Source organism: Martinezella multihospitum (assembly GCF_900094585.1).
GTDB lineage: Bacteria > Pseudomonadota > Alphaproteobacteria > Rhizobiales > Rhizobiaceae > Rhizobium > Rhizobium multihospitium.
In genome coordinates this window covers 132935-151750 of record NZ_FMAG01000001.1, presented here as the reverse complement: position 1 = coordinate 151750, position 18816 = coordinate 132935, and the positions used below count along the sequence as shown (strand labels likewise).

At 60.8% G+C, this 18816-nt stretch carries 14 protein-coding genes; 3 read left to right on the top strand and 11 right to left on the bottom strand.

The window, feature by feature from the left end; all coding sequences use genetic code 11:
* Positions 1 to 157 precede the first annotated feature (157 nt).
* A complete protein-coding gene (locus tag GA0061103_RS00665) occupies positions 158 to 1078 on the top strand; it encodes an alpha/beta hydrolase (RefSeq protein WP_092706139.1) in 921 nt (306 codons plus the stop codon).
* 1 nt (position 1079) lies between these two features.
* Here GA0061103_RS00665 and GA0061103_RS00660 read toward each other — a convergent pair whose 3' ends face one another.
* Positions 1080 to 3083 (bottom strand): CocE/NonD family hydrolase, encoded by a 2004-nt coding sequence (locus tag GA0061103_RS00660; RefSeq protein ID WP_092708453.1) that lies wholly within the window; start codon positions 3081 to 3083, stop codon positions 1080 to 1082.
* 21 nt (positions 3084 to 3104) lie between these two features.
* The gene (locus tag GA0061103_RS00655; protein WP_092706137.1) at positions 3105 to 4685 is read right to left on the bottom strand and encodes an ABC transporter substrate-binding protein; all 1581 of its coding nucleotides are present in this window, start codon (positions 4683 to 4685) and stop codon (positions 3105 to 3107) included.
* Positions 4686 to 4808: 123 nt separating this feature from the next.
* Between GA0061103_RS00655 and GA0061103_RS00650 the strand changes: the two genes are divergently transcribed.
* Complete coding sequence (locus tag GA0061103_RS00650; protein WP_092706135.1) at positions 4809 to 5594, top strand: helix-turn-helix domain-containing protein; 786 nt, start codon at positions 4809 to 4811, stop codon at positions 5592 to 5594.
* Positions 5595 to 5755: 161 nt separating this feature from the next.
* Positions 5756 to 6865, top strand: a complete 1110-nt coding sequence (locus tag GA0061103_RS00645) for a thioesterase domain-containing protein (protein WP_092706133.1) — start codon at positions 5756 to 5758, stop codon at positions 6863 to 6865.
* A gap of 60 nt (positions 6866 to 6925) precedes the next feature.
* Here the strand turns inward: GA0061103_RS00645 and GA0061103_RS00640 are convergent, their stop codons facing one another.
* The 9 genes from GA0061103_RS00640 to bcoG all read right to left on the bottom strand — a co-directional run bounded on the left by GA0061103_RS00640 (position 6926) and on the right by bcoG (position 18722).
* Positions 6926 to 8557: an ABC transporter ATP-binding protein gene (locus tag GA0061103_RS00640; protein ID WP_092706131.1), complete on the bottom strand. Its 1632-nt coding sequence runs from the start codon at positions 8555 to 8557 to the stop codon at positions 6926 to 6928.
* On the bottom strand, positions 8550 to 9377 hold the full coding sequence (locus GA0061103_RS00635; protein WP_092706129.1) for an ABC transporter permease: 828 nt from the start codon (positions 9375 to 9377) through the stop codon (positions 8550 to 8552). The genes GA0061103_RS00640 and GA0061103_RS00635 overlap by 8 nt, the downstream gene beginning before the upstream one ends.
* Entirely contained in the window at positions 9374 to 10381 is a 1008-nt protein-coding gene (locus GA0061103_RS00630; RefSeq protein ID WP_092706127.1) for an ABC transporter permease, read from the bottom strand. The genes GA0061103_RS00635 and GA0061103_RS00630 overlap by 4 nt, the downstream gene beginning before the upstream one ends.
* 199 nt (positions 10382 to 10580) lie before the next feature.
* Positions 10581 to 12170 (bottom strand): ABC transporter substrate-binding protein, encoded by a 1590-nt coding sequence (locus tag GA0061103_RS00625; RefSeq protein ID WP_092706125.1) that lies wholly within the window; start codon positions 12168 to 12170, stop codon positions 10581 to 10583.
* A 127-nt stretch (positions 12171 to 12297) separates the two neighbouring features.
* Entirely contained in the window at positions 12298 to 13080 is a 783-nt protein-coding gene (locus GA0061103_RS00620) for a carnitinyl-CoA dehydratase (RefSeq protein ID WP_092706123.1), read from the bottom strand.
* A 6-nt stretch (positions 13081 to 13086) separates the two neighbouring features.
* Positions 13087 to 15144: an acetate--CoA ligase family protein gene (locus GA0061103_RS00615; RefSeq protein ID WP_092706122.1), complete on the bottom strand. Its 2058-nt coding sequence runs from the start codon at positions 15142 to 15144 to the stop codon at positions 13087 to 13089.
* A 4-nt stretch (positions 15145 to 15148) separates the two neighbouring features.
* The gene (locus GA0061103_RS00610; protein ID WP_092706120.1) at positions 15149 to 16309 is read right to left on the bottom strand and encodes an acyl-CoA dehydrogenase family protein; all 1161 of its coding nucleotides are present in this window, start codon (positions 16307 to 16309) and stop codon (positions 15149 to 15151) included.
* 12 nt (positions 16310 to 16321) lie between these two features.
* Positions 16322 to 17812 (bottom strand): carnitine 3-dehydrogenase, encoded by a 1491-nt coding sequence (locus tag GA0061103_RS00605; protein ID WP_092706118.1) that lies wholly within the window; start codon positions 17810 to 17812, stop codon positions 16322 to 16324.
* A gap of 7 nt (positions 17813 to 17819) precedes the next feature.
* Positions 17820 to 18722 carry a 3-dehydrocarnitine:acetyl-CoA trimethylamine transferase BcoG gene (bcoG, locus tag GA0061103_RS00600; RefSeq protein ID WP_092706116.1) on the bottom strand — a complete coding sequence of 301 codons (903 nt, stop codon included), beginning with the start codon at positions 18720 to 18722 and terminating at the stop codon, positions 17820 to 17822.
* Positions 18723 to 18816: the final 94 nt, after the last annotated feature.

Genomic DNA, 18816 nt, shown 5'->3' with positions numbered 1-18816 from the left:
GGGCTTTTCCTTGCCGTCGAGCAGCGTATTTGCGGCTGATTGATCCTCGTAGCTTCCGGTAGATGTCGCCATCGCGGCGGTGCTGGCCGTAGGCAGATAAGCATTCGGTTGCATCGCCGCATAATCTCGATCCATTGGCACGAATCGAGGATATCCGATGACCTCTGCTGAGCGTCCCATGCCGAGCGAAGCCGGCATCTTGCAGTTTATGGAGATCTGCGATTCCTTCTATCCGCCGGATGCGGTAACGGCCTCCATCGCGCAACAGCGCCAATGGTATGACGCATTGTGCGCCCGTTTCGATCGCGCTTTGCCCGAGGGAATGCAGACTAGGGATGACTTCGTATCCGGAACTATCCCCATCCGGCATTACAGGCCCGCCAGTATCCGCACCAAAACGCACCTGCTTTATCTCCATGGTGGCGGTTTCGTCGTCGGCTCGCTCGAGAGCCATCATGCGATTTGTGCCGAGATTGCCGATCATGTTGGTGCCGAGCTGATTTCCGTCGATTATCGGCTGGCGCCGGAATGTCGCTGGCCGGCACAGACCGACGACTGCTTCAGGGTTCTCAAACAGCTGCTTGCCGAGAAGAAGTCAGTTGTGCTGATCGGCGACAGCGCCGGCGGCAATCTCGCGGCAGGGCTGGCGGTACGGGCGAATGCCGAGGGGCTTTCAGGCATTGCCGGCCAGATCTTGATTTATCCAGCGCTTGGCGGTGATCTCGTCTCCGGCTCCTATCAGGAAATGGCCGATGCGCCGGGCCTGACGACGGCCGATGTCGCTTATTATCGTAGCGTCCTGCAGGCTCCATCAGGCAATCCGGTCGCCGAGCCGCTTACTTTGTCATCCGTGGCTGGCCTTCCACCCGCCTTCATCACCGTGGCCCATTACGATCCTCTGCGCGATGACGGCCGCAACTATGCGGCCCGTCTGGCGCAGGCTGGCATCGAGGTCTGGTTCCGCGAGGAGCCGCAGATGGTGCATGCATGGCTGCGGGCACGGCATATGAGCGAAGGCGCGCGCGCCGGCTTTGCCGCCATATGCGCGGCGGCAAGCCGGTTTGCTGGCTCTCGCTGACCTACATCAGGTCGCGGGCGATCCGCTTCTCTTCGAATACCTTCTCGAAAATCTGGGTTTCGCCCTCGTAGGCAGCCACCGAGGCGCTGATGACCCAGTCCTTCGCCGTGCAGGATATGGACGATGTCGCCACCGTGCGAACGAACCAGCCGGGACGGCTCATATCGCAGGTCCATGTCGAGATGCCGCTCATCGACAGCGGGTCGTCCGGTGCGATCGACCAGACCTCTTCGCGCAGCTGCCGCGTGGAAAGTCCGGTGCCAGGATGTTCGGAAAGACCGGTATCCTCCTGAATTTCATAGCGGGTTTGGCCTGCCGAGAGATCGCGCACCACCTGCCGTTTCGTCGAGCCGGGCGCATGTTCGATATATTTCGGCAGAGGATCGGGGTTGTCGGGCTGCTTGATGTCGATAAGCTCATGTGCGCCAAGCTGTGGTAAGGCAAGCCCGATGGAGGCGAGATCGATCGTCAGCCCCGGATCTTCCGGTGGCGGCAGGACCATCGGCCAATAGGCCGTCGACAGCGACAGACGGATGCGGTGTCCCTTGCGGAAACGATAGCCGCAGGCATCGAGCGTCACAGTTACTTGGACCCGCTGACTCTTAATCAGCGGTTCCGGCGCGGCATTGCCGTCGCGATGAGCGAGGTTAAGCACGCCGAAGGAAACGCGGGTTGCCGCGCCGTCCGGATGGATATCGACAAGCCTGGCGCAGAGATTCGCAGTTTCGGCATCACACCGCAATGTCAACGTGACGACCGGGCGGCCGAGATAATCGTGATCCTCGACCAGTGGCGCGGTCTGGAAAGTGAGCGACCCGGCATCGTCGACGCGCTGATCGATTGCCATCTCCGCATCCGGCTTCAGGGTAAACCATTCGCCGGAGGCCGTGCCTGTGTCGAGCGGCGAACGGAGATAGACGGGATGTTCCGGCGCATGCGGGATTGGCATGCCTTCCATTAGCGTGCCGAACTGCTCGACATAGAAGCACTGCATGTCCGGCTGCTGCCATTCGCGCTTGGCGATCCAGAAACCGGGATCGAAGTCGCGGCGTTTGGCGGGTTTGGCCGCATCGAGAATATAGGCGCGCACCGATGGCATCGCCTCGGCACCGTTGCGCTCGCCGCGCAGCCAATGATTCCACCAGGCGATGGCTTCTTCGTGGAAATCGGCCCGCGGCTTCGGCCAGGCGAAATGCGGATATTTATGCACCCACGGGCCGATCAGCGCCTTCGCCTTATCACCGAGCCCTTCGACCGCCAGCAGCGGCGTGTTGCGATAGCCGTCAGCCCAGCCGGCAATGACGATGGCGGGGATATCGAAGCCTGCAAAATCTTCGCAAATCGACCCATGCCGCCAGAAATCATCGCGGCGCTGGTGCTGCAGCCACTCCTCCATGAAGAAGGGTTCCTGCTCCAGGCGCTCCAGCCACATATCGCGCCAATCGTCGCCGACGATGGCCGGATCGGGTGAGCGTGATTGATAGCCGAGCATGGTCGCCGCCCAGGAAAGCTGGGCGGAGAGATGGCAGCCGTTCTTGTAATGGATGTCGTCATTGTAGCGATCGACCGTCGAGGCGATCGAAATCACCGCCTTCAGCGCTGGAGGCTTCAGGGCCGCCACCTGCAGGCAGTTGAAGCCGCCCCAGGAAATACCCATCATGCCGACCGAGCCGTTCGACCAGGGCTGGGCGGCAATCCAGGCGATCAGCTCGCAGGCATTGGCAAGCTCCAGCTCTGTATATTCGCCGTCGATGATGCCGCTGGACTCTCCGGAGCCTCTTATATCGACGCGCACGCCGGCAATCCCGGCTGCAGCGAAGACCGGGTAGGTGGATTCATCGCGGGGGCTCGTCCCGTCGCGCTTTCGATAGGGCAGGAACTCGAAGACCGCCGGCACGGGATCGCTCTCCGCGCCATCCGGCATCCAGATGCGTGCGGCGAGCCGCGTTCCGTCCTTCAGGGTGATCCACTGATTTTCGATGGTGGTGAAGCTGCGCTCAGCCATGATCATATATCCCGAAGAGGTTTAGGCATTAAACCATACACGGCTGCCGATGTAGCCGTTGGACATATCGTTGCCGATATCGTCGACATATCCCTTCAGCGTTTTCGAAGAGGCCATGATGTAGTCGTTGAAGACGGGCAGGATCAGGCCACCATCGTCTCGCACCATCAGCGCCAGTTGTCGATAAAGCACCTTGCGCTTGGCCTCATCGAGCTCGGACCGCGCCTGCAGTACCAACTTGTCGAAGTCGGGACGCTTGAAGCGCGTATCGTTCCACTCGGCGGTCGAAAGATAGGAGGTCGAGTAACGCGAGTCCTGCGTCGGACGGCCGCCCCAGAAGGAGGCGCAGAAAGGCTGCTTGTTCCACACATTGGTCCAGTAGCCGTCTTCCGGTTCGCGCTTGACGTCGATCGTGATGCCGGCCTTGCGCGCGCTTTGCTGGAACAGGATCGCCGCATCCACGGCGCCCGGAAAGGCTGCGTCTGAGGTGAGCAGCTGAACAGGGCGGTCGAGGCCCGATTTCTTGAAGTGGAAGGCGGCCTTGTCCGGATCATAAGGGCGCTGCTCGATATCGGTCGGGGCGAGGGCGTAGTTGGAATTGACCGGATAGTCGTTGCCGATCGTGCCATAGCCGCCTAGGACCTTGTCGAGGATCGACTGTCGATCGATGGCATATTTCAGCGCAAGCCGAAGATCGGCATTGTCGAACGGCGCCGTATCGCAATGCATCAGGAAGCAATAGAAGCCCTTGCCGGCATTCCGGACGATCTCCACGGTCGGTGCCCGCTGCAGCATCGGGACGGTCTTCGGGTCGACATTGTTGACGAAATGGACCTGACCGGAGGCGAGCGCTGCAATGCGCGCGGTGTTGTCGTTGATGACGAGGATTTCGACGCTGTCGACGAAACCGCGGTCGGAACGCCAATCTTTCGGGTTCTTCTCGAAGGTGGCGCGAACGCCGGGTTCGAAGCTTTTCAGAATGTAAGGGCCGGTGCCGACGGCCGCCGCCGGCTTTTCGACGCCACCCTTCGGTTGGATGATCAGGTGGTAGTCGGTCAAAAGCAGGGGCAGATCCGCATTGCCTTCGGAAAGCGTCAGAACAAGGTCGCCCGCCTTTTCCTCAATGCCTGTAATCGAGGCCAGCAGGCCGAGGGCACCGGATTGCGAATTTTTGTCCGCATGCCGCTTCAACGTTGCGACGATATCGGCGACGGTCATCTTGCTGCCGTCATGAAACTGCACGTCGTTGCGAATTTTGAAGGTCCAGACGGAGGCGTCCGCCGATGGCGTCCAGGAGGTTGCCAGCGACGGCAGGGGAGCGCCAGTCTTGGGATCGGATTCGACGAGCGTATCGCCCCACAGGCGGCCGATGACGAACAGCACGGAGGCGCTATAGGTTGCCGGGTCGAGCGCATCGCTGGTGGCGCCACCCTTGAGGCCGAGTTTCAGATGACCACCACGCTTTGCTTCCTGCGCGCGGGCATCGCGCGGCATCAGGAGGCCGGAGGCGAGGGCCGGTAATGCGCCCAGCGCGGCTGCGCCGCCGAGGAAGTGGCGGCGGCCGATTTTCAGCTGCGAAGATTGATCCTTTTCATGCGTCATGACAGTTCCCTCGTTTTCCATTTTGTAGGTGAGAACGTAGAGGTCGGGCCGGCTCACGCAATTTCGCGACTTGACGCATCTTTAAGCGAGTTTACGCTATTCGTCTTCAAGACGGAGCCACCGATGCCTCACCTGGTCGAGAACCTCAAAATTGCCTGCGCCACGCAGCGCTCCATTTCGCATCTGTGCCGTGCAATCGATATCAACCGGCAACAATTCAACCGGTACATCAACGGCCAGACGAGACCGTCTGCCCATAATCTGGCGCGCATCGCCAAATATTTCGATCTTGATGCAGCCGACTTTAGCCTCGCTCCAAAGCTGTTTCGCGAACGTCTTCGCAAACCTGCCCTCGGTGTCAACGAAGGTTCCGATCTCCTCAAAGCGTTTCCCGGAAACCTGACCGCGCTCAGGCGTCACATCGGCTATTTCCAGACCTATCATCGCTCGCCATCCTGGCCTGGAATGGTTGTCTGCTCGTGCAGCCGTCTGATCGAGCAGGGTGGGCTGGTGCACGTCAAGTCGATGGAGCGTCTGCGAGACCCTGGAAACGGCATACAGCAATTCTCGAAATATGTGGGTTTGGCGGCGTTTTATCGAAACCGTATCTTCATCACGGAGCGTGTCGTCGGCGCGAATTCCATGTTGTCGCAGACGATCCTCCTGCCGTTCGACGAGCACCAGCGCGTCTATCTGCGCGGAACGACAATGGGTGTCTCCTGGCGAAGGGAAAACCTCCCCTATGCGTCACGAATGATCTGGCGGCATGTGGGTGCCGAGCCGGACCTGCGTGAACTTCTGTCGCGCTGCGGACCTCTGCCGCTGTCGTCGCGCCAGTTGCCGCCGACGGTGCGCTCATTCCTCGCCGATCCATCGGCCGAAGTCTATGCAGTGCCGGCAGAGTATTGACGACGCCCATTGCCGAACGCGGTCTTCGGTTGCAAGACGGTAAAATTCTCGAAATCGGATAAGAAGTCGTACCTTTACCAAATATATTAAGGGTCGCTTTATAAGAATGCTGTCTATCATTGCGTTCGAGGACGCATGCTTTGCCATTTGGGGGCGCGTAGATGCTTTTCTCTACGAGAACGGATATAGATTCGAGCCTGCTTACTTGCCTTGACGATCTGTTTCGCCAGGAAGCAAAGATCAATTTGGACCGCAACGCAGACATTCCCGATGCCGTTTCGGTCAACCGGGTCTTGAATTTCATCAAGCACTGGTGGAGCGAAACCGGAGAGGAGATGGATGTCAATGTATTCTATCGTCATCGCACCCTTGAAGCCCTCGGCTTTGCAATCTCCAATCACGAAGACCTGTCGGCTTCGCCGAAAATCATAAAGCTCCGAGGCGGTGACGAGTCGGCGCCGTTGCTTCTATTTGCCGGGGGCGCCAGCTGCTTTCTGGAAATGCAGCAACTCATTCAGGAAATCCGTTTTCCAGGACCAATCCTTGGCGTCGCGCTGACTGCCTTCCATCGCGATCGACAAAATCCGGCAACGGTAGAAGACGAGATTCAAAGTACGCTGAGAGCGCTGCAGGCAGCAGGGATCAGCAAGCCTTATCGTTTGCTCGGTTATTCGTTTGGCGGAGTTTTCGCCTTGGAGCTTGCGCGCGTCCTGCGCGCGCAAGGGCAAAAGGTTGCGTTCCTTGGGATGCTCGATACCCCGTTCGGTGAGCAGGAATGGCCACTGATGATCTGGGGCAGGTTCATGTGGCAACGTTGGCAAAGAGCCCGGAGCAGAAAGAAGAACCTGACAAAGACCGGCCCTCAGCCACGCCCTCAAGCATCGGCAGAAGCCAGCCGGACGGCTATAGAGCGACGGGAATATCTCGCGAAAAAGCTGAAACCCCTCTCGTTCCGCTATGCTGACCCACATGCGGCCTATTATCCGGAGCTGGCGCCGCAATGGATGGGGGGCTATCCCCCGCTTTATGATGCGGCCGCCAGACAACTGCTGCGCATGAAAGGTCTTTACAAGCCAAGACGTTACGAGGGGGAGCTGACCTTTTATCGCAGTCTGCAAGGCTCTCCGGTCGACTGCGATCCAAAATCCATATGGGGGCGCTTTCTTGTTCATGCGGACTGGGTGGATGTTCCCGGCAATCACCAGAGCATGATCGTCGGGCGCAATGCCGCCGCGCTGGCCCGCGAACTGAACCAGCGTCTCGCAGGCTGATCTCTTCACTGACATGGAAGCGAGCAAGGGCTGAGACGTTAGATCAAGGACGGAGAGCGCCTAGTTTCCGGCACTCTCCATTTTCCGTGTTGTCAGCACACGCTCCAGCCAGCCGATCTCCATTTCCGGCACGGATTTCAACAACAGGTCAGTGTAATCGTCGAAAGGTGGCGATAGCGCTTCTGACTTCGGGCCGAAACGGACGAGCTTGCCGCGATGCATCACCGCAACGCTATCGGCGATGGCGCGCACGATCGCGATGTCGTGGGTGATGAAGACATAGGAGAGATGGGCCTCTTCCTGCAGCTTCAGCAGCAGTTTCAGAATGCCTTCGGCAACCAGCGGGTCGAGCGCCGATGTCGGCTCGTCGCAGAGGATGAGTTCCGGCTTCGCCGCAAGCGCGCGGGCGATGGCGACGCGCTGCTTCTGGCCGCCGGAAAGCTCGGCCGGATAGCGGTCGATGAAGCCGTTGCCCATCTCGATCTGATCGAGCAGCTCCTTCACACGCGCCGTCTTTGCAGCGCCGCGGAGGCCGTCATAGAAAGTCAGCGGGCGGCCGATGATATCGCGCACGGTCTGGCGCGGGTTCATGGCGGTATCCGCCATCTGATAGATCAGTTGGATACGACGCAATTCTTCCCGAGAGCGGCTTTTCAAGGCCGGCGTCAGCGCTTTGCCGTCGAAGGAAATCTGCCCATCGCTCGGCGGCAAAAGGCCGGTGATGACGCGGGCGAGCGTCGATTTGCCAGAGCCTGACTCGCCGACTACTGCCAGCGTCTGACCTTTAGGAACGTGTAGAGAAACATCGTGCAATACCTTGAAACCATTCGAATATTGCGCGCTGATATTCTCCACTTTCAGAAGCGCGCTCGTCTGATCGGCGGCTTCCGCACGGGCCTCCTGGCGAACGTTGACGAGGGCACGGGTATAGTCCTGTCGCGGCTCCTCGATGATCTGCTGGACGCTGCCATATTCCACCGTCTTGCCGTGCCTGAGCACCATGATGTCATCGGAAATCTGGGCGACGACGGCGAGATCATGGGTGATGTAGAGCGCTGCTGTATGGGTCTCCTCGATGGCATGCTTGATCGCCGCCAGCACATCGATTTGTGTTGTCACGTCGAGCGCGGTCGTCGGCTCGTCGAAGACGATCAGTTCCGGGTTGGAGCACAGTGCCATCGCGGTCATGGCACGCTGCAGCTGACCGCCGGAGACCTGATGCGGGTAGCGGTCCCCGAAGGTTTCCGGATTGGGCAGGCCAAGCACCTGGAAAAGATAGAGCGCCCGCTTCCTTGCCTCGTCCTTCGACATCAGGCGATGCTTGACAGTGGCTTCGATCACCTGATCGCCTAGCCGGTGCGCCGGGTTGAAGGCAGCGGCCGCCGATTGCGCGACATAGCAGACCCGCGCGCCGCGGACCTTGCGGATGCCCGACTTGCCAAGCGGCAGGATGTCGACGCCGTCAAGCAGCACCTGGCCGCCGGTAATCTCGGCGCCGCCGCGGCCATAGGCGAGGGCGGAAAGGCCGATGGTGGACTTGCCGGCGCCGGACTCGCCAATCAGCCCGAGCACCTTGCCTTTCTGCAGGTCGAAAGAGACGCCATCGACGATGGTGACGCGCTTCGGCGGCTCGCCGGGCGGATAGCTGGTTGCCTCGATTTTGAGGTCGCGAACGGAAAGAAGCTCAGGCATCGCCACGCCCTCCCTTGAGGCTGGAGGTGCGCCTTAGAAGCCAGTCGACCACCAGATTGACACAGATTGCCAGCGCCGCGATGGCGGAACCCGGCACGAGGGCGGCGGAGATGCCGAAGATGATGCCGTCCTTGTTGTCCTTGACCATACCGCCCCAGTCGGCCGCCGGCGGCTGAATGCCGAGGCCGAGGAAGGAGAGGGTGGAGAGGAACAGGATGGAGAAAGCAAAGCGCAGACCGAATTCCGCCAGCAGTGGTGACAGCGTATTCGGCAGGATCTCGCGGAAGATGATCCAGATCTTGCCTTCGCCGCGCAGCTTGGCTGCTTCCACGAACTCCATGACAGCGACGTCGAGCGCCACGGCGCGGCCGAGGCGATAGACGCGGGTGGAATCGAGGATCGCCATGACGAGGATCAGCACGATCAGGTTCTGCGGCAGGACGGCAAGCACCACGAGCGCGAAGATCAGCGTCGGGATCGACATCATCAGGTCGTTGAAGCGCGAGAAGACCGTGTCGATCCATCCGCGCGAGACGGCGGCGGTGAAGCTCAGGATGATGCCGAGCGAGAACGAGATGATGGTTGCCGCCAGCGCGACGAACAGCGTCGTGCGGGTGCCGTAAATCAGACGCGACAGGATATCGCGGCCGAGATTGTCGAGGCCGAAGAAATATTGCGCATCGGCCGGCTGCCAGACATTGCCGACAACTTCCGTCTCGCCGAAAGGGGCGATCCAGGGAGCAAAGATCGCGCAGATGAAGGCGATCAGGATTCCGATGATGCCGATCCAGGCGGTGATGGGGATATCTCTCAATCTCATCGCGGATGCCTCAGACGCGGGTTGGCGACGATGGCGAGAATATCGGCCGTCATGTTGAGAAAGATGTAGACGGCGGCGAAGATCAGGCCGCAGGCCTGGACGACAGGCATGTCGCGCACCGTCACCGCATCGACCATATACTGGCCCATGCCAGGATAGACGAAGACGACTTCCACGACGACGACGCCGACGATCAGATAGGCAAGGTTTAAGGCGATGACGTTGATGATCGGCGCCAGCGCATTGGGGGCGGCGTGCTTGACGATGGCGCGGAAGGCGGAAAGGCCCTTCAGCTCGGCAGTTTCCATGTAGGCCGACGACATGACGGAGAGAATGGCAGCTCGCGTCATACGCATCATGTGCGCAAGCACGACCAGAACAAGGGTCGCCGTCGGCAGGGCGATCGCCTTCAGCCGGTCGATGAAGCCCATGCCGTCGAAGACCGTCGCCGGGAAGGTCGCGACACCGAATTTCACCGAGAAGAACATGATGAGGAGATAGCCGATGAAGAATTCCGGCAGCGAGATCGCCGCCAGCGAAACGACATTGATGATCTTGTCGGGCATGCGGTTGCGGAAGTGGACCGCCAACATGCCCAGGCAGACAGCCAGCGGCACCGAAATCAAGGCGGCAAAGCCGGCGAGAAACAAGGAGTTGCCGAGCCGCTTGCCGATCTGCTCGCCGACGGAATTCTTACTGGCCCAGGAGGTGCCGAAGTCTCCCTGCACGGCATTGCCGAGCCATTGCACATAGCGGGTGACCACGGGCCGGTTGAGGCCAAGCTCCTCGCGGATATTGGCGACGGCCTGCGGCGTTGCCGATTGCCCAAGATAGGTGGTGGCAAAATCGCCGGGCAGGGCTTCGAGCCCGCCGAAGATCAGAACGGAGACCGCAAAGAGCAGGATGATACTGAGCACGCAACGCTCGATAATAAGGGATAGCAGCGGAAAGCGCTGCTTGAACCTCAACCCGGGCAGAACGGTTCCGGGAGGTGAATTGGACATGGCCGATGCCTCGCACTGAGAGCGGCTCCAAGTTTCATGGGAATCGCTAAGCCGCTCAATCTTGTTGTTTTACGCAATTCCGGACGAAAAACAGCTGCGCTTTTTTCCAGGAATTGCTTGAAACGTCGGGAGGACCGCGAAAGGTTTTCACGGTCCTGGCTGTGTCAGAGATGAGGGCGTTTTCGCCCGGCTTCGGGCATCAGGCGTCCAGCCAGACGCGGGTCGCGACGTAGCCGTTCGACATGTCGTTGCCGATATCGTGAACGTAGCCCTTCACTTGCTTGGTGGAGGCGTTCACGAAATCGTTGAACATCGGCAAGATGACACCGCCTTCGTCGCGCACCATCATCGCCATGGCGCGGTAAAGCTCCTTGCGCTTGGCCTCGTCCAATTCGGATCGGGCCTGAAGCAAGAGCTTGTCGAAGTCGGGGCGCTTGAACCGCGTGTCGTTCCAGTCCGCCGTCGAGAGATAGGCGGTGGAATACATCTGGTCCTGCGTCGGCCGTCCGCCCCAGTAGGAGGTGGAGAAGGGCTGGACGTTCCAGACATTCGTCCAGTAGCCATCGCCCGGCTCGCGCTTGACCTCGATGTTGATCCCGGCCTTCTTGCAGCTTTCCTGATAGAGGACGGCCGCGTCGACGGCGCCGGGGAAGGCGACTTCGGAGGTGCGTAGCAAGACCGAGCCGCTGTGGCCGGACTTCTTGTAGTGGAAGGAGGCCTTGTCCGGATCATAGGCGCGCTGCTCGATGCCTTCGGGGAAGAGGGCATAGGTGCTGTTGATCGGGAAATCGTTGCCGACCTTGCCGTAGCCGCCGAGGATCTTCTTGACCATCGTCTCGCGGTCCATGGCGTATTTCAGCGCCAGACGCAGGTCGTTATTGTCGAAGGGCGTCTTGTCGCAATGCATGATGAAGACATAATGGCCGCGGCCGGCGGTGGCCAGGATCTCGACAGTTGGCGCGCGCTTCAGAAGATCCACGGTCTTCGGGTCGACGCGGTTGATGTAATGGACCTGACCGGACGAAAGCGCCGCAATACGCGCCGTCGCATCGTTCATGCAGATGATCTCGACCGAATCGACGAAGCCGCGGTCCGTGCGCCAGTCGTCCTTGTTGCGCTCGAAGGTGGCGCGCACGCCGGGCTCGAAGCTGACCTGCTTGTAGGGGCCGGTGCCGATCGAGGCTAAGGGATCATCATAGCCGCCATTCGGCTGGATGACGAGGTGGTAGTCGGTCAGAAGCAACGGCATGTCGGCGTTGCCTTCGGTCAGCGTCAACACGAGATTGTCGCCGTCGGCCTTGATCTCCTTGATCGACTTCATGACGCCGAGGGCGCCCGATTCCGATTTCGCATCGGTGTGACGCTTGAGCGTGGCGACGACGTCGTCGATCGTCAGGTCCTTGCCATTGTGGAACTTGACGCCCTTGCGGATCTTGAAGGTCCAGGTGGCGGCATCCTTCGAGGGTTCCCAGGATTCTGCGAGCGAAGGCACGGCAGCGCCCGTCAGCGGGTGGGATTCCACCAGCATGTCGCCCCAGCAACGGCCGATGCAGAACATCACCTGCGACAGGAATTTTGCCGGGTCTTTTGAATCGGTTGCTGCACCGCCTTCAAGACCAAGCTTCAGATGGCCGCCGCGCTTCGGCTCGGCTGCCATTGCACTTTCGGTAAAGAGCTTGTCGGCGAGCGCCAAAGTCACGCCGGCTGCCATTGCGCGTCCCATGAATTCGCGGCGGTTAAGCCCGCCCGCGGTGACGCGGCTTGCTAGGTATTTCGTGTAGTCGTTCATTCCCCTGTTCCTTCTTCTTGCCGTGTTGACAAAACTCCCGGGCAAGCCACTTCAGGTCTCGGTTCCTCTTCCGCCTGAAGCCTGTTGCCCGCGATCATGCGGGAAGATGTCGCGGTTGCCGCCGCCCCTATTTTCCTTTCCAGATTGGGGCTCGCTTCTCCGCGAAAGCCCGTGCGCCTTCCAATTGATCTTCGCTCGAATAGAGAGTGTCGACGGTTGCAAACTGCCGTTTGGTGATCTTGTTCATGGCAGTCTGAAACGTCGAACCCTCCGCTTCACGAACGATTTCCTTGATCGCCGCGTAGACGAGCGGTGGCCCGCTTGCGAGCAGGCGGGCGAGTTCCCAGGCCCTGTCCATCAGCTTGTCGGCCATGACGATCTCGTTGACGAAGCCCCAGCGATGCGCTTCCTCGACATTGAGCCAGCGGCCTGTCAGCAGCATGTCCATGGCGATGTGATAGGGGATGCGCTTCGGCAGCTTGATCGATGCTGCGTCGGCGACGGTACCCGAGCGGATCTCAGGCAAAGCGAACGTCGCGTGCGGGGCGGCGATGATAAGATCAGTCGACAGCGCGATTTCCAGCCCGCCGCCGCAACAGATGCCGTTGACAGTGCAGATGACCGGTTTGTTGAGATCGCGCAACTCCTGGAGGCCGCCGAAGCCGCCGACGCCATAGTCGCCGTCGACAGCGTCGCCGGCTGCCGCAGCCTTCAAATCCCAGCCGGCAGAAAAGAATTTTTCGCCCGCGCCGGTGATGATAGCGACGCGCAGATCTGGATTGTCGCGGAAGTCGCGAAAGATCAGCCCCATCTGGCGGCTGGTTGCCAGGTCGATGGCGTTCGCCTTCGGTCTGTCGATGGTGACCTCGAGGATGCCGTCTTCGTGCCGGGTTCGAATGGGGTCTTGCAACTTCTGCTACCTCCTTCGCCGGATGAGAGCATCCGCGGCAACGACACCGCGAGAATCTGGTAGGACCATCAATGGATTAATGTCCAGTTCTTCAAGCTGTGCGGCATTCTTTACGACATATTCTGCCGCTGATACGACGGCGTCGGCAACGATTTCGAGGCTGCTGCCTGTATTGCCGCGATAACCTTCGATCAATTTCCGCACCTTCAATCGTGAAATCCTGTCCAAGACCTCGGCTTTCGTCACCGGCAGCGGCAAAACGACGGAATCTTCAAGCAGTTCCACTAGAATTCCGCCTGCACCGATCGTCAGGGTCAGGCCGACGACCGGATCGCGCACCGCTCCGACGATCAGCTCCGCGACGGGACGGTCGATCATCCGCTCGACGAGGAATCCGCTCGCAACAGCGGTCATGCCTTCGGCGGCATCTCTGACGGCCTTCCTATCCCATAGGTTGAGTTTGACGGCGCCGATATCGGATTTATGCTCGACGCCGAGTGCCTTGAGCGCGACCGGGAAACCAAGCTGCTCGGCGCAGTCTGCCGCCTCATTTGCCGTCTCGGCAGTCTTGCCGCGTGGGACAGCAAGGCCCGCTGTCGCAAGCTCCGCCTTGGCGGCAGCTTCGCTCAGGGTCTCAATCTCACCAGCAGCGGCGGGAACGTTGAGGAGCGGCAAAGGCTGCGGCCTATTCCATGCCTTGGCAATGCCGCTGGCGATATCCGCCGCCGCCAGTGCCTCGCTGATACCGCAGAGCGGCACGATGCCGCTTTCGATCAGCCGTTGGGCGATCGCCTCCGGCAGGTTTTCGGGCAAGGTCGCCAGAATGCCGGCACGGGCACCCGTTTGTCTCGCGGCGGCGGCAACGGCCGCAACGGTGATCATCCAGTCTGCGCCGTCGCAACGATCCTCGCGCGGGAAATCGAGGACAAGCAGGTTAAGCGCGTAGCCGCCAGCGAACATGGCGCTGAAAGCCTCTGCCTGGCGCTCCAGATCGCCCCAGACGAAGGTGTGGTAGTCGAGCGGATTGGAAAGCGTCACCATCGGGCCGAGACTTGCGCGGAGCGCAGGCAGCTGTTCGGCGTTCAGGGCACGGAATTCGATGGTCCTGCCGACGGCGGCGTCAGCCATCAGCGAGGCCTCGCCGCCCGAACAGCTCATCGAGGAGATGGCATTGCTTTCGAGCGGGCCGACGACATGCAGGAGCTTCAGCGTTTCGATGAGTTCCGGCAGCGTCGAAACGCGGCCGATGCCGAGACGATCGAGCAGCGCGCCGGCAACCGCGTCGCTGCCGGCAAGCGAGGCCGTGTGCGAAACGGTGGCGCGCTGCGCCTGTTCGGATTTTCCAACCTTTAGGGCGACGACGGGCTTTTTCAGCTCTCGCGCCCGTGTGGCGAGCGCTTCCAGCGCCCGGATGTCGCCGAAGCCTTCAATGTGCAGTCCGACGGCCGTAACACGGGGATCTTCGAGAACGGCCCGGGCAAGATCCGAAAGCCCGGTCTGGGCCTGATTGCCTGCGGTCATGAGATAGCTGATCGGCAAGCCGCGCCGCTGCATGCTCAAGTTGATGGCGATGTTGGAGGACTGGGTGAGGATCGCAACGCCGCGCTCTGTGCGGATAATGCCATGCTGATCCGGCCAGAGCAGGGCACCATCGAGGCCATTGATCATGCCATAGCAATTCGGCCCGACGATCGGCATGCTACCTGCGGCCTCGACCAGCGCCTGCTGCAGATCCGCACCGTCAGACAGTTCTGCAACCGCCTCGCTGAACCCCGAAGCGTAGCAGACGGCACCGCCGGCGCCTCTTGCGGCGAGGTCCCGAACGATCTCGATTGTCAACGTCCTGTTGACGCCGATGAAGGCTGCATCCGGCGCATCGGGTAGATCCGTCACCGACCGATAGCAGCGGCGGCCAAGCACGCTGTCCTGTGTCGGGTGCACCGGCCAGATCTCGCCGGCAAATCCCATGAGATCGCATTGCTCGATGACGCGCCGTGCCTCGCGGCCGCCGAAGACGGCGATCGTTCTGGGTCTGATGAGGCGGTCGAGCGAGCGTTGCGTCATAGGCTCATGCTCCGAACGGCCGAAGCAGGTCGCGGCTGATGATGTGCCGCTGGATTTCCGACGTTCCGTCCCAGATGCGCTCGACGCGCGCATCGCGCCAAAAGCGAGCGAGGGGAAGATCGTCCATCAATCCCATGCCGCCGAAAATCTGGATTGCCTCGTCGGTGACGCGGGCAAGCATTTCCGAGGCGTAGAGCTTGGCCGATGCGATCTCGCGATTGGCGGGGATGCCGGCATCGAGCTTCCAGGCGGCCGATAGCGTCAGCAGGTCCGCTGCGTCGATCTCGGTGATCATGTCGGCAAGCTTGAAGGAGACGCCCTGATTGGCGCCGATCGGCTTGCCGAACTGCTTGCGCTCGGCGGCATAGGGCAGGGCCAGATCGAAGACGCGGCGCGCTCGGCCCACGCAGGTGGCGGCCACCGTCAAGCGGGTTCCATAGAGCCACTGATTGGCAAGATCGAAACCGCGATGGATTTCGCCGAGCACCTGCGACTTCGGCAGGCGGCAATCGGTGAAGTTCAGGATGCAGTTGTGATAGCCACGATGGGAAACCGAGTCGTAGCCCTTCAGAATATCGAAGCCCGGCGTGCCGCGATCGACCAGGAAGGCGGTAATCTTCTTCTTGACGCCACGGTGCGTGTCTTCCTCGCCGGTTGCCGCAAAGACGATCACGAAATCAGCGACATCGGCATGCGAGATGAAATGCTTCGTGCCGTTGAGCACGAAATCATCGCCATCCTGCCTTGCCGCGCATTTCATGCCGCGCATGTCGGAACCGGCGTCCGGTTCGGTAATGGCAAGCGCATCGACGCGCTCGCCACGCACCGCCGGCAGGAGATAGCGCTCGCGTTGCTCGCCCTCGCAAGCCATCAGAATGCCGGAGGGGCGACCGAAGAACACCGTCAGCGCCATCGAGCCACGGCCGAGTTCACGCTCGACCAGCGTGAAGGTCAGGTGATCGAGGCCGGCGCCACCGATTTCCTCGGGAAAGCCGCAGGCATAGAAACCAAGCTCGATGCATTTGCGCTTGATATCCTGCCCAAGATCTGAGGGCACGATGCCGGTGCGCTCGACCTCGTTTTCGTGCGGATAGATCTCCGTCTCCACGAAGTCCCTGACCGTCTTGACGATCATCTCCTGTTCTTCGCTGAGTCCGAAATTCACGATCGCTTCCTCCTAGCGTTTTTGTCCCACATGACGGCCGGCTCCCTCCGGCGTGGCCAAGGCTGCATGCGCGTCGGCAATCGGCCTCAGCTTTGCCAGCACTTCCTCCGGTGCGGCAACGGCTCGACCTGCTTTCGCGTCGACATGCAGCAGCATCTGTTCGGCGGTGGCGATCAGGTCGCCACTCGCGCTGTCGTGCAGTGTATGGAACACATGCAGCCGCTTTTCGTCGGAGCCGAGGATCTGCGCGGTCGAATGGATGGCCTGTCCGAGCTTGGCCTCGCCGATGTGGCGGATATGCGTTTCCACCGTGTAGTAGCTGTGGCCGCGCTCGACATAGGCAAGATCGACACCGATCAGCCGCAACAGCGCGTCCGACGTATCGCCGAACACCTGCAGATAGCGATGCTCAGTCATATGGCCGTTATAGTCGACCCATGCCGGGCTGACCTTGGTGTCGATCAGGCGTAGCGGCTTTGTAACGTCCAGGCTCTGCTTCTCGCCGCCACCCGCAGCCCAGAGATGCTGCTCGAATTCCTTCAGCAGCTTGCCGGCACCCCAGCCGTTGCCGCCATGGCTGGCCTTCAGGCTTTGGAAGATGCCGACGAGGTTTTCGTCGCGGATGCGCTCGAGTTCGCGGATCGACAGGCCATCGGCCTGTTCATCCGACTGCTGGCCGATCTTTTCGACAAGCGCATCGTCGAGATCGACGACGTCCATCAGCTTCGTCCAGTTCCACTGCAATGCCGGGCCGAACTGCGCCAGGAAGTGCCGCATACCCGCTTCGCCACCGGCGATGCGATAGGTCTGGAACAGGCCCATCTGCGCCCAGCGCAGGCCGAAGGAGTAGCGGATGACATCGTCAAGCGTCTCGACGGTGCAGATATCGTCCTTGATCAGCCACAGTGCCTCGCGCCAGAGCGCTTCCAGCAGGCGATCGCCGACGAAAGCTTCGATCTCCTTGGCGATATGCACGCCCTTCATGCCGATGGGCGGCAGGCGGTCCATCGCCGCCTTGATTGTCGCTGCACTGGTCTTTTCGCCGCCGACGATCTCGACGAGCGGCAGGAGGTAGACGGGATTATAGGGGTGAGCGACGAAGAGGCGCTCTGGGTGACGCATGTCGCGCTGCAGGTCGGTCGGCAGAAGACCCGACGTCGACGAGCCGATCAGCGCGTCGGGCTTTGCGGCGGCATCGATCTGCGTCAGCACGTTGCGCTTGAGATCCAGCCGCTCCGGCACGCTTTCCTGGATCCAGTCGGCATCGGCGACGGCTGCCTCCAGCGTATCCCGGAATGTCAGCTTGCCACGTGGTGGAAGCGGCGCGCCGGTCAGCATCGCATAGGCCTTTTCGGCATTGGCAAGCACTTCGCCGACGATGCGGGTCGCTTCCGGATGCGGATCGTAGACATCGACATCGATGCCGGCCAGCAGGAAACGGGCGATCCATCCGCCGCCGATGACGCCGCCGCCGATACAGGCCGCCTTGTTGATCTTGGTCATCGGGGCCTCAGCGCTTCGTCAGTTTCAGTTTCTTGCGGACATCTTCGGGGCCGATGATGCGGGCGCCCATGCCTTCGACCACCTGCACTGCCTTTTCGACGAGCTGCGCATTGGTCGCGAGCATGCCTTTTCCGGCATAAAGATTGTCTTCCAGCCCGACGCGGACATTGCCGCCGGCAAGGATCGCAGCCGCCGGATAGGCCATCGCGTTGCGACCGATGGAAAAGGCCGAGAAGGTCCAGCTTTTGGGAACGTTATTGACCATCGCCATAAAGGTGTTCAGGTCGTCGGGCGCCCCCCAGGGGATGCCCATGCAGAGCTGGATCAGGACCGGATCTTCGATCAGGCCCTCCTCGGCAAGTTGTTTGGCAAACCAGAGATGACCGGTATCGAAGGCCTCGATCTCCGGGCGGACGCCCAGATCGGTCATCTTCTTTGCCATGGCCCTCAGCATCGAGGGCGTGTTGGTCATGACATAATCGCCGAGGCTGAAGTTCATCGTGCCGCAATCGAGCGTGCAGATCTCGGGCAGGCATTCGGCAACATGGCTCACGCGTTCGGAGGCGCCGGCCATGTCCGTGCCCTTGTCGTTCAGGGGCAACGGGCGTTCGACATCGCCGAAAATCAGGTCACCGCCCATGCCGGCTGTCAGGTTCAGAACGACATCGATATCGGCGGAACGGATACGGTCGGTGACTTCCCTGTAGAGCTCATTGCGGCGGCTGGCAGCGCCCGTTTCGGGATCGCGGACATGGCAGTGAACCACTGCCGCTCCAGCCTTGGCGGCGTCGATCGCGGAGTCGGCGATCTGCTTGGGAGTGATCGGAACATGGCTGGATTTCGAAACCGTGTCGCCTGCACCGGTCACGGCACAGGTGATGAAGACATCGCGATTCATCGCAAGAGGCATTTTTGTTCTCCCTCGTATTGATAGCATTACGAGCCATGAAACGCCTTCATGCTTTGCATTATCGGAAGCATATAATACAGTTTCGGAATTCTCG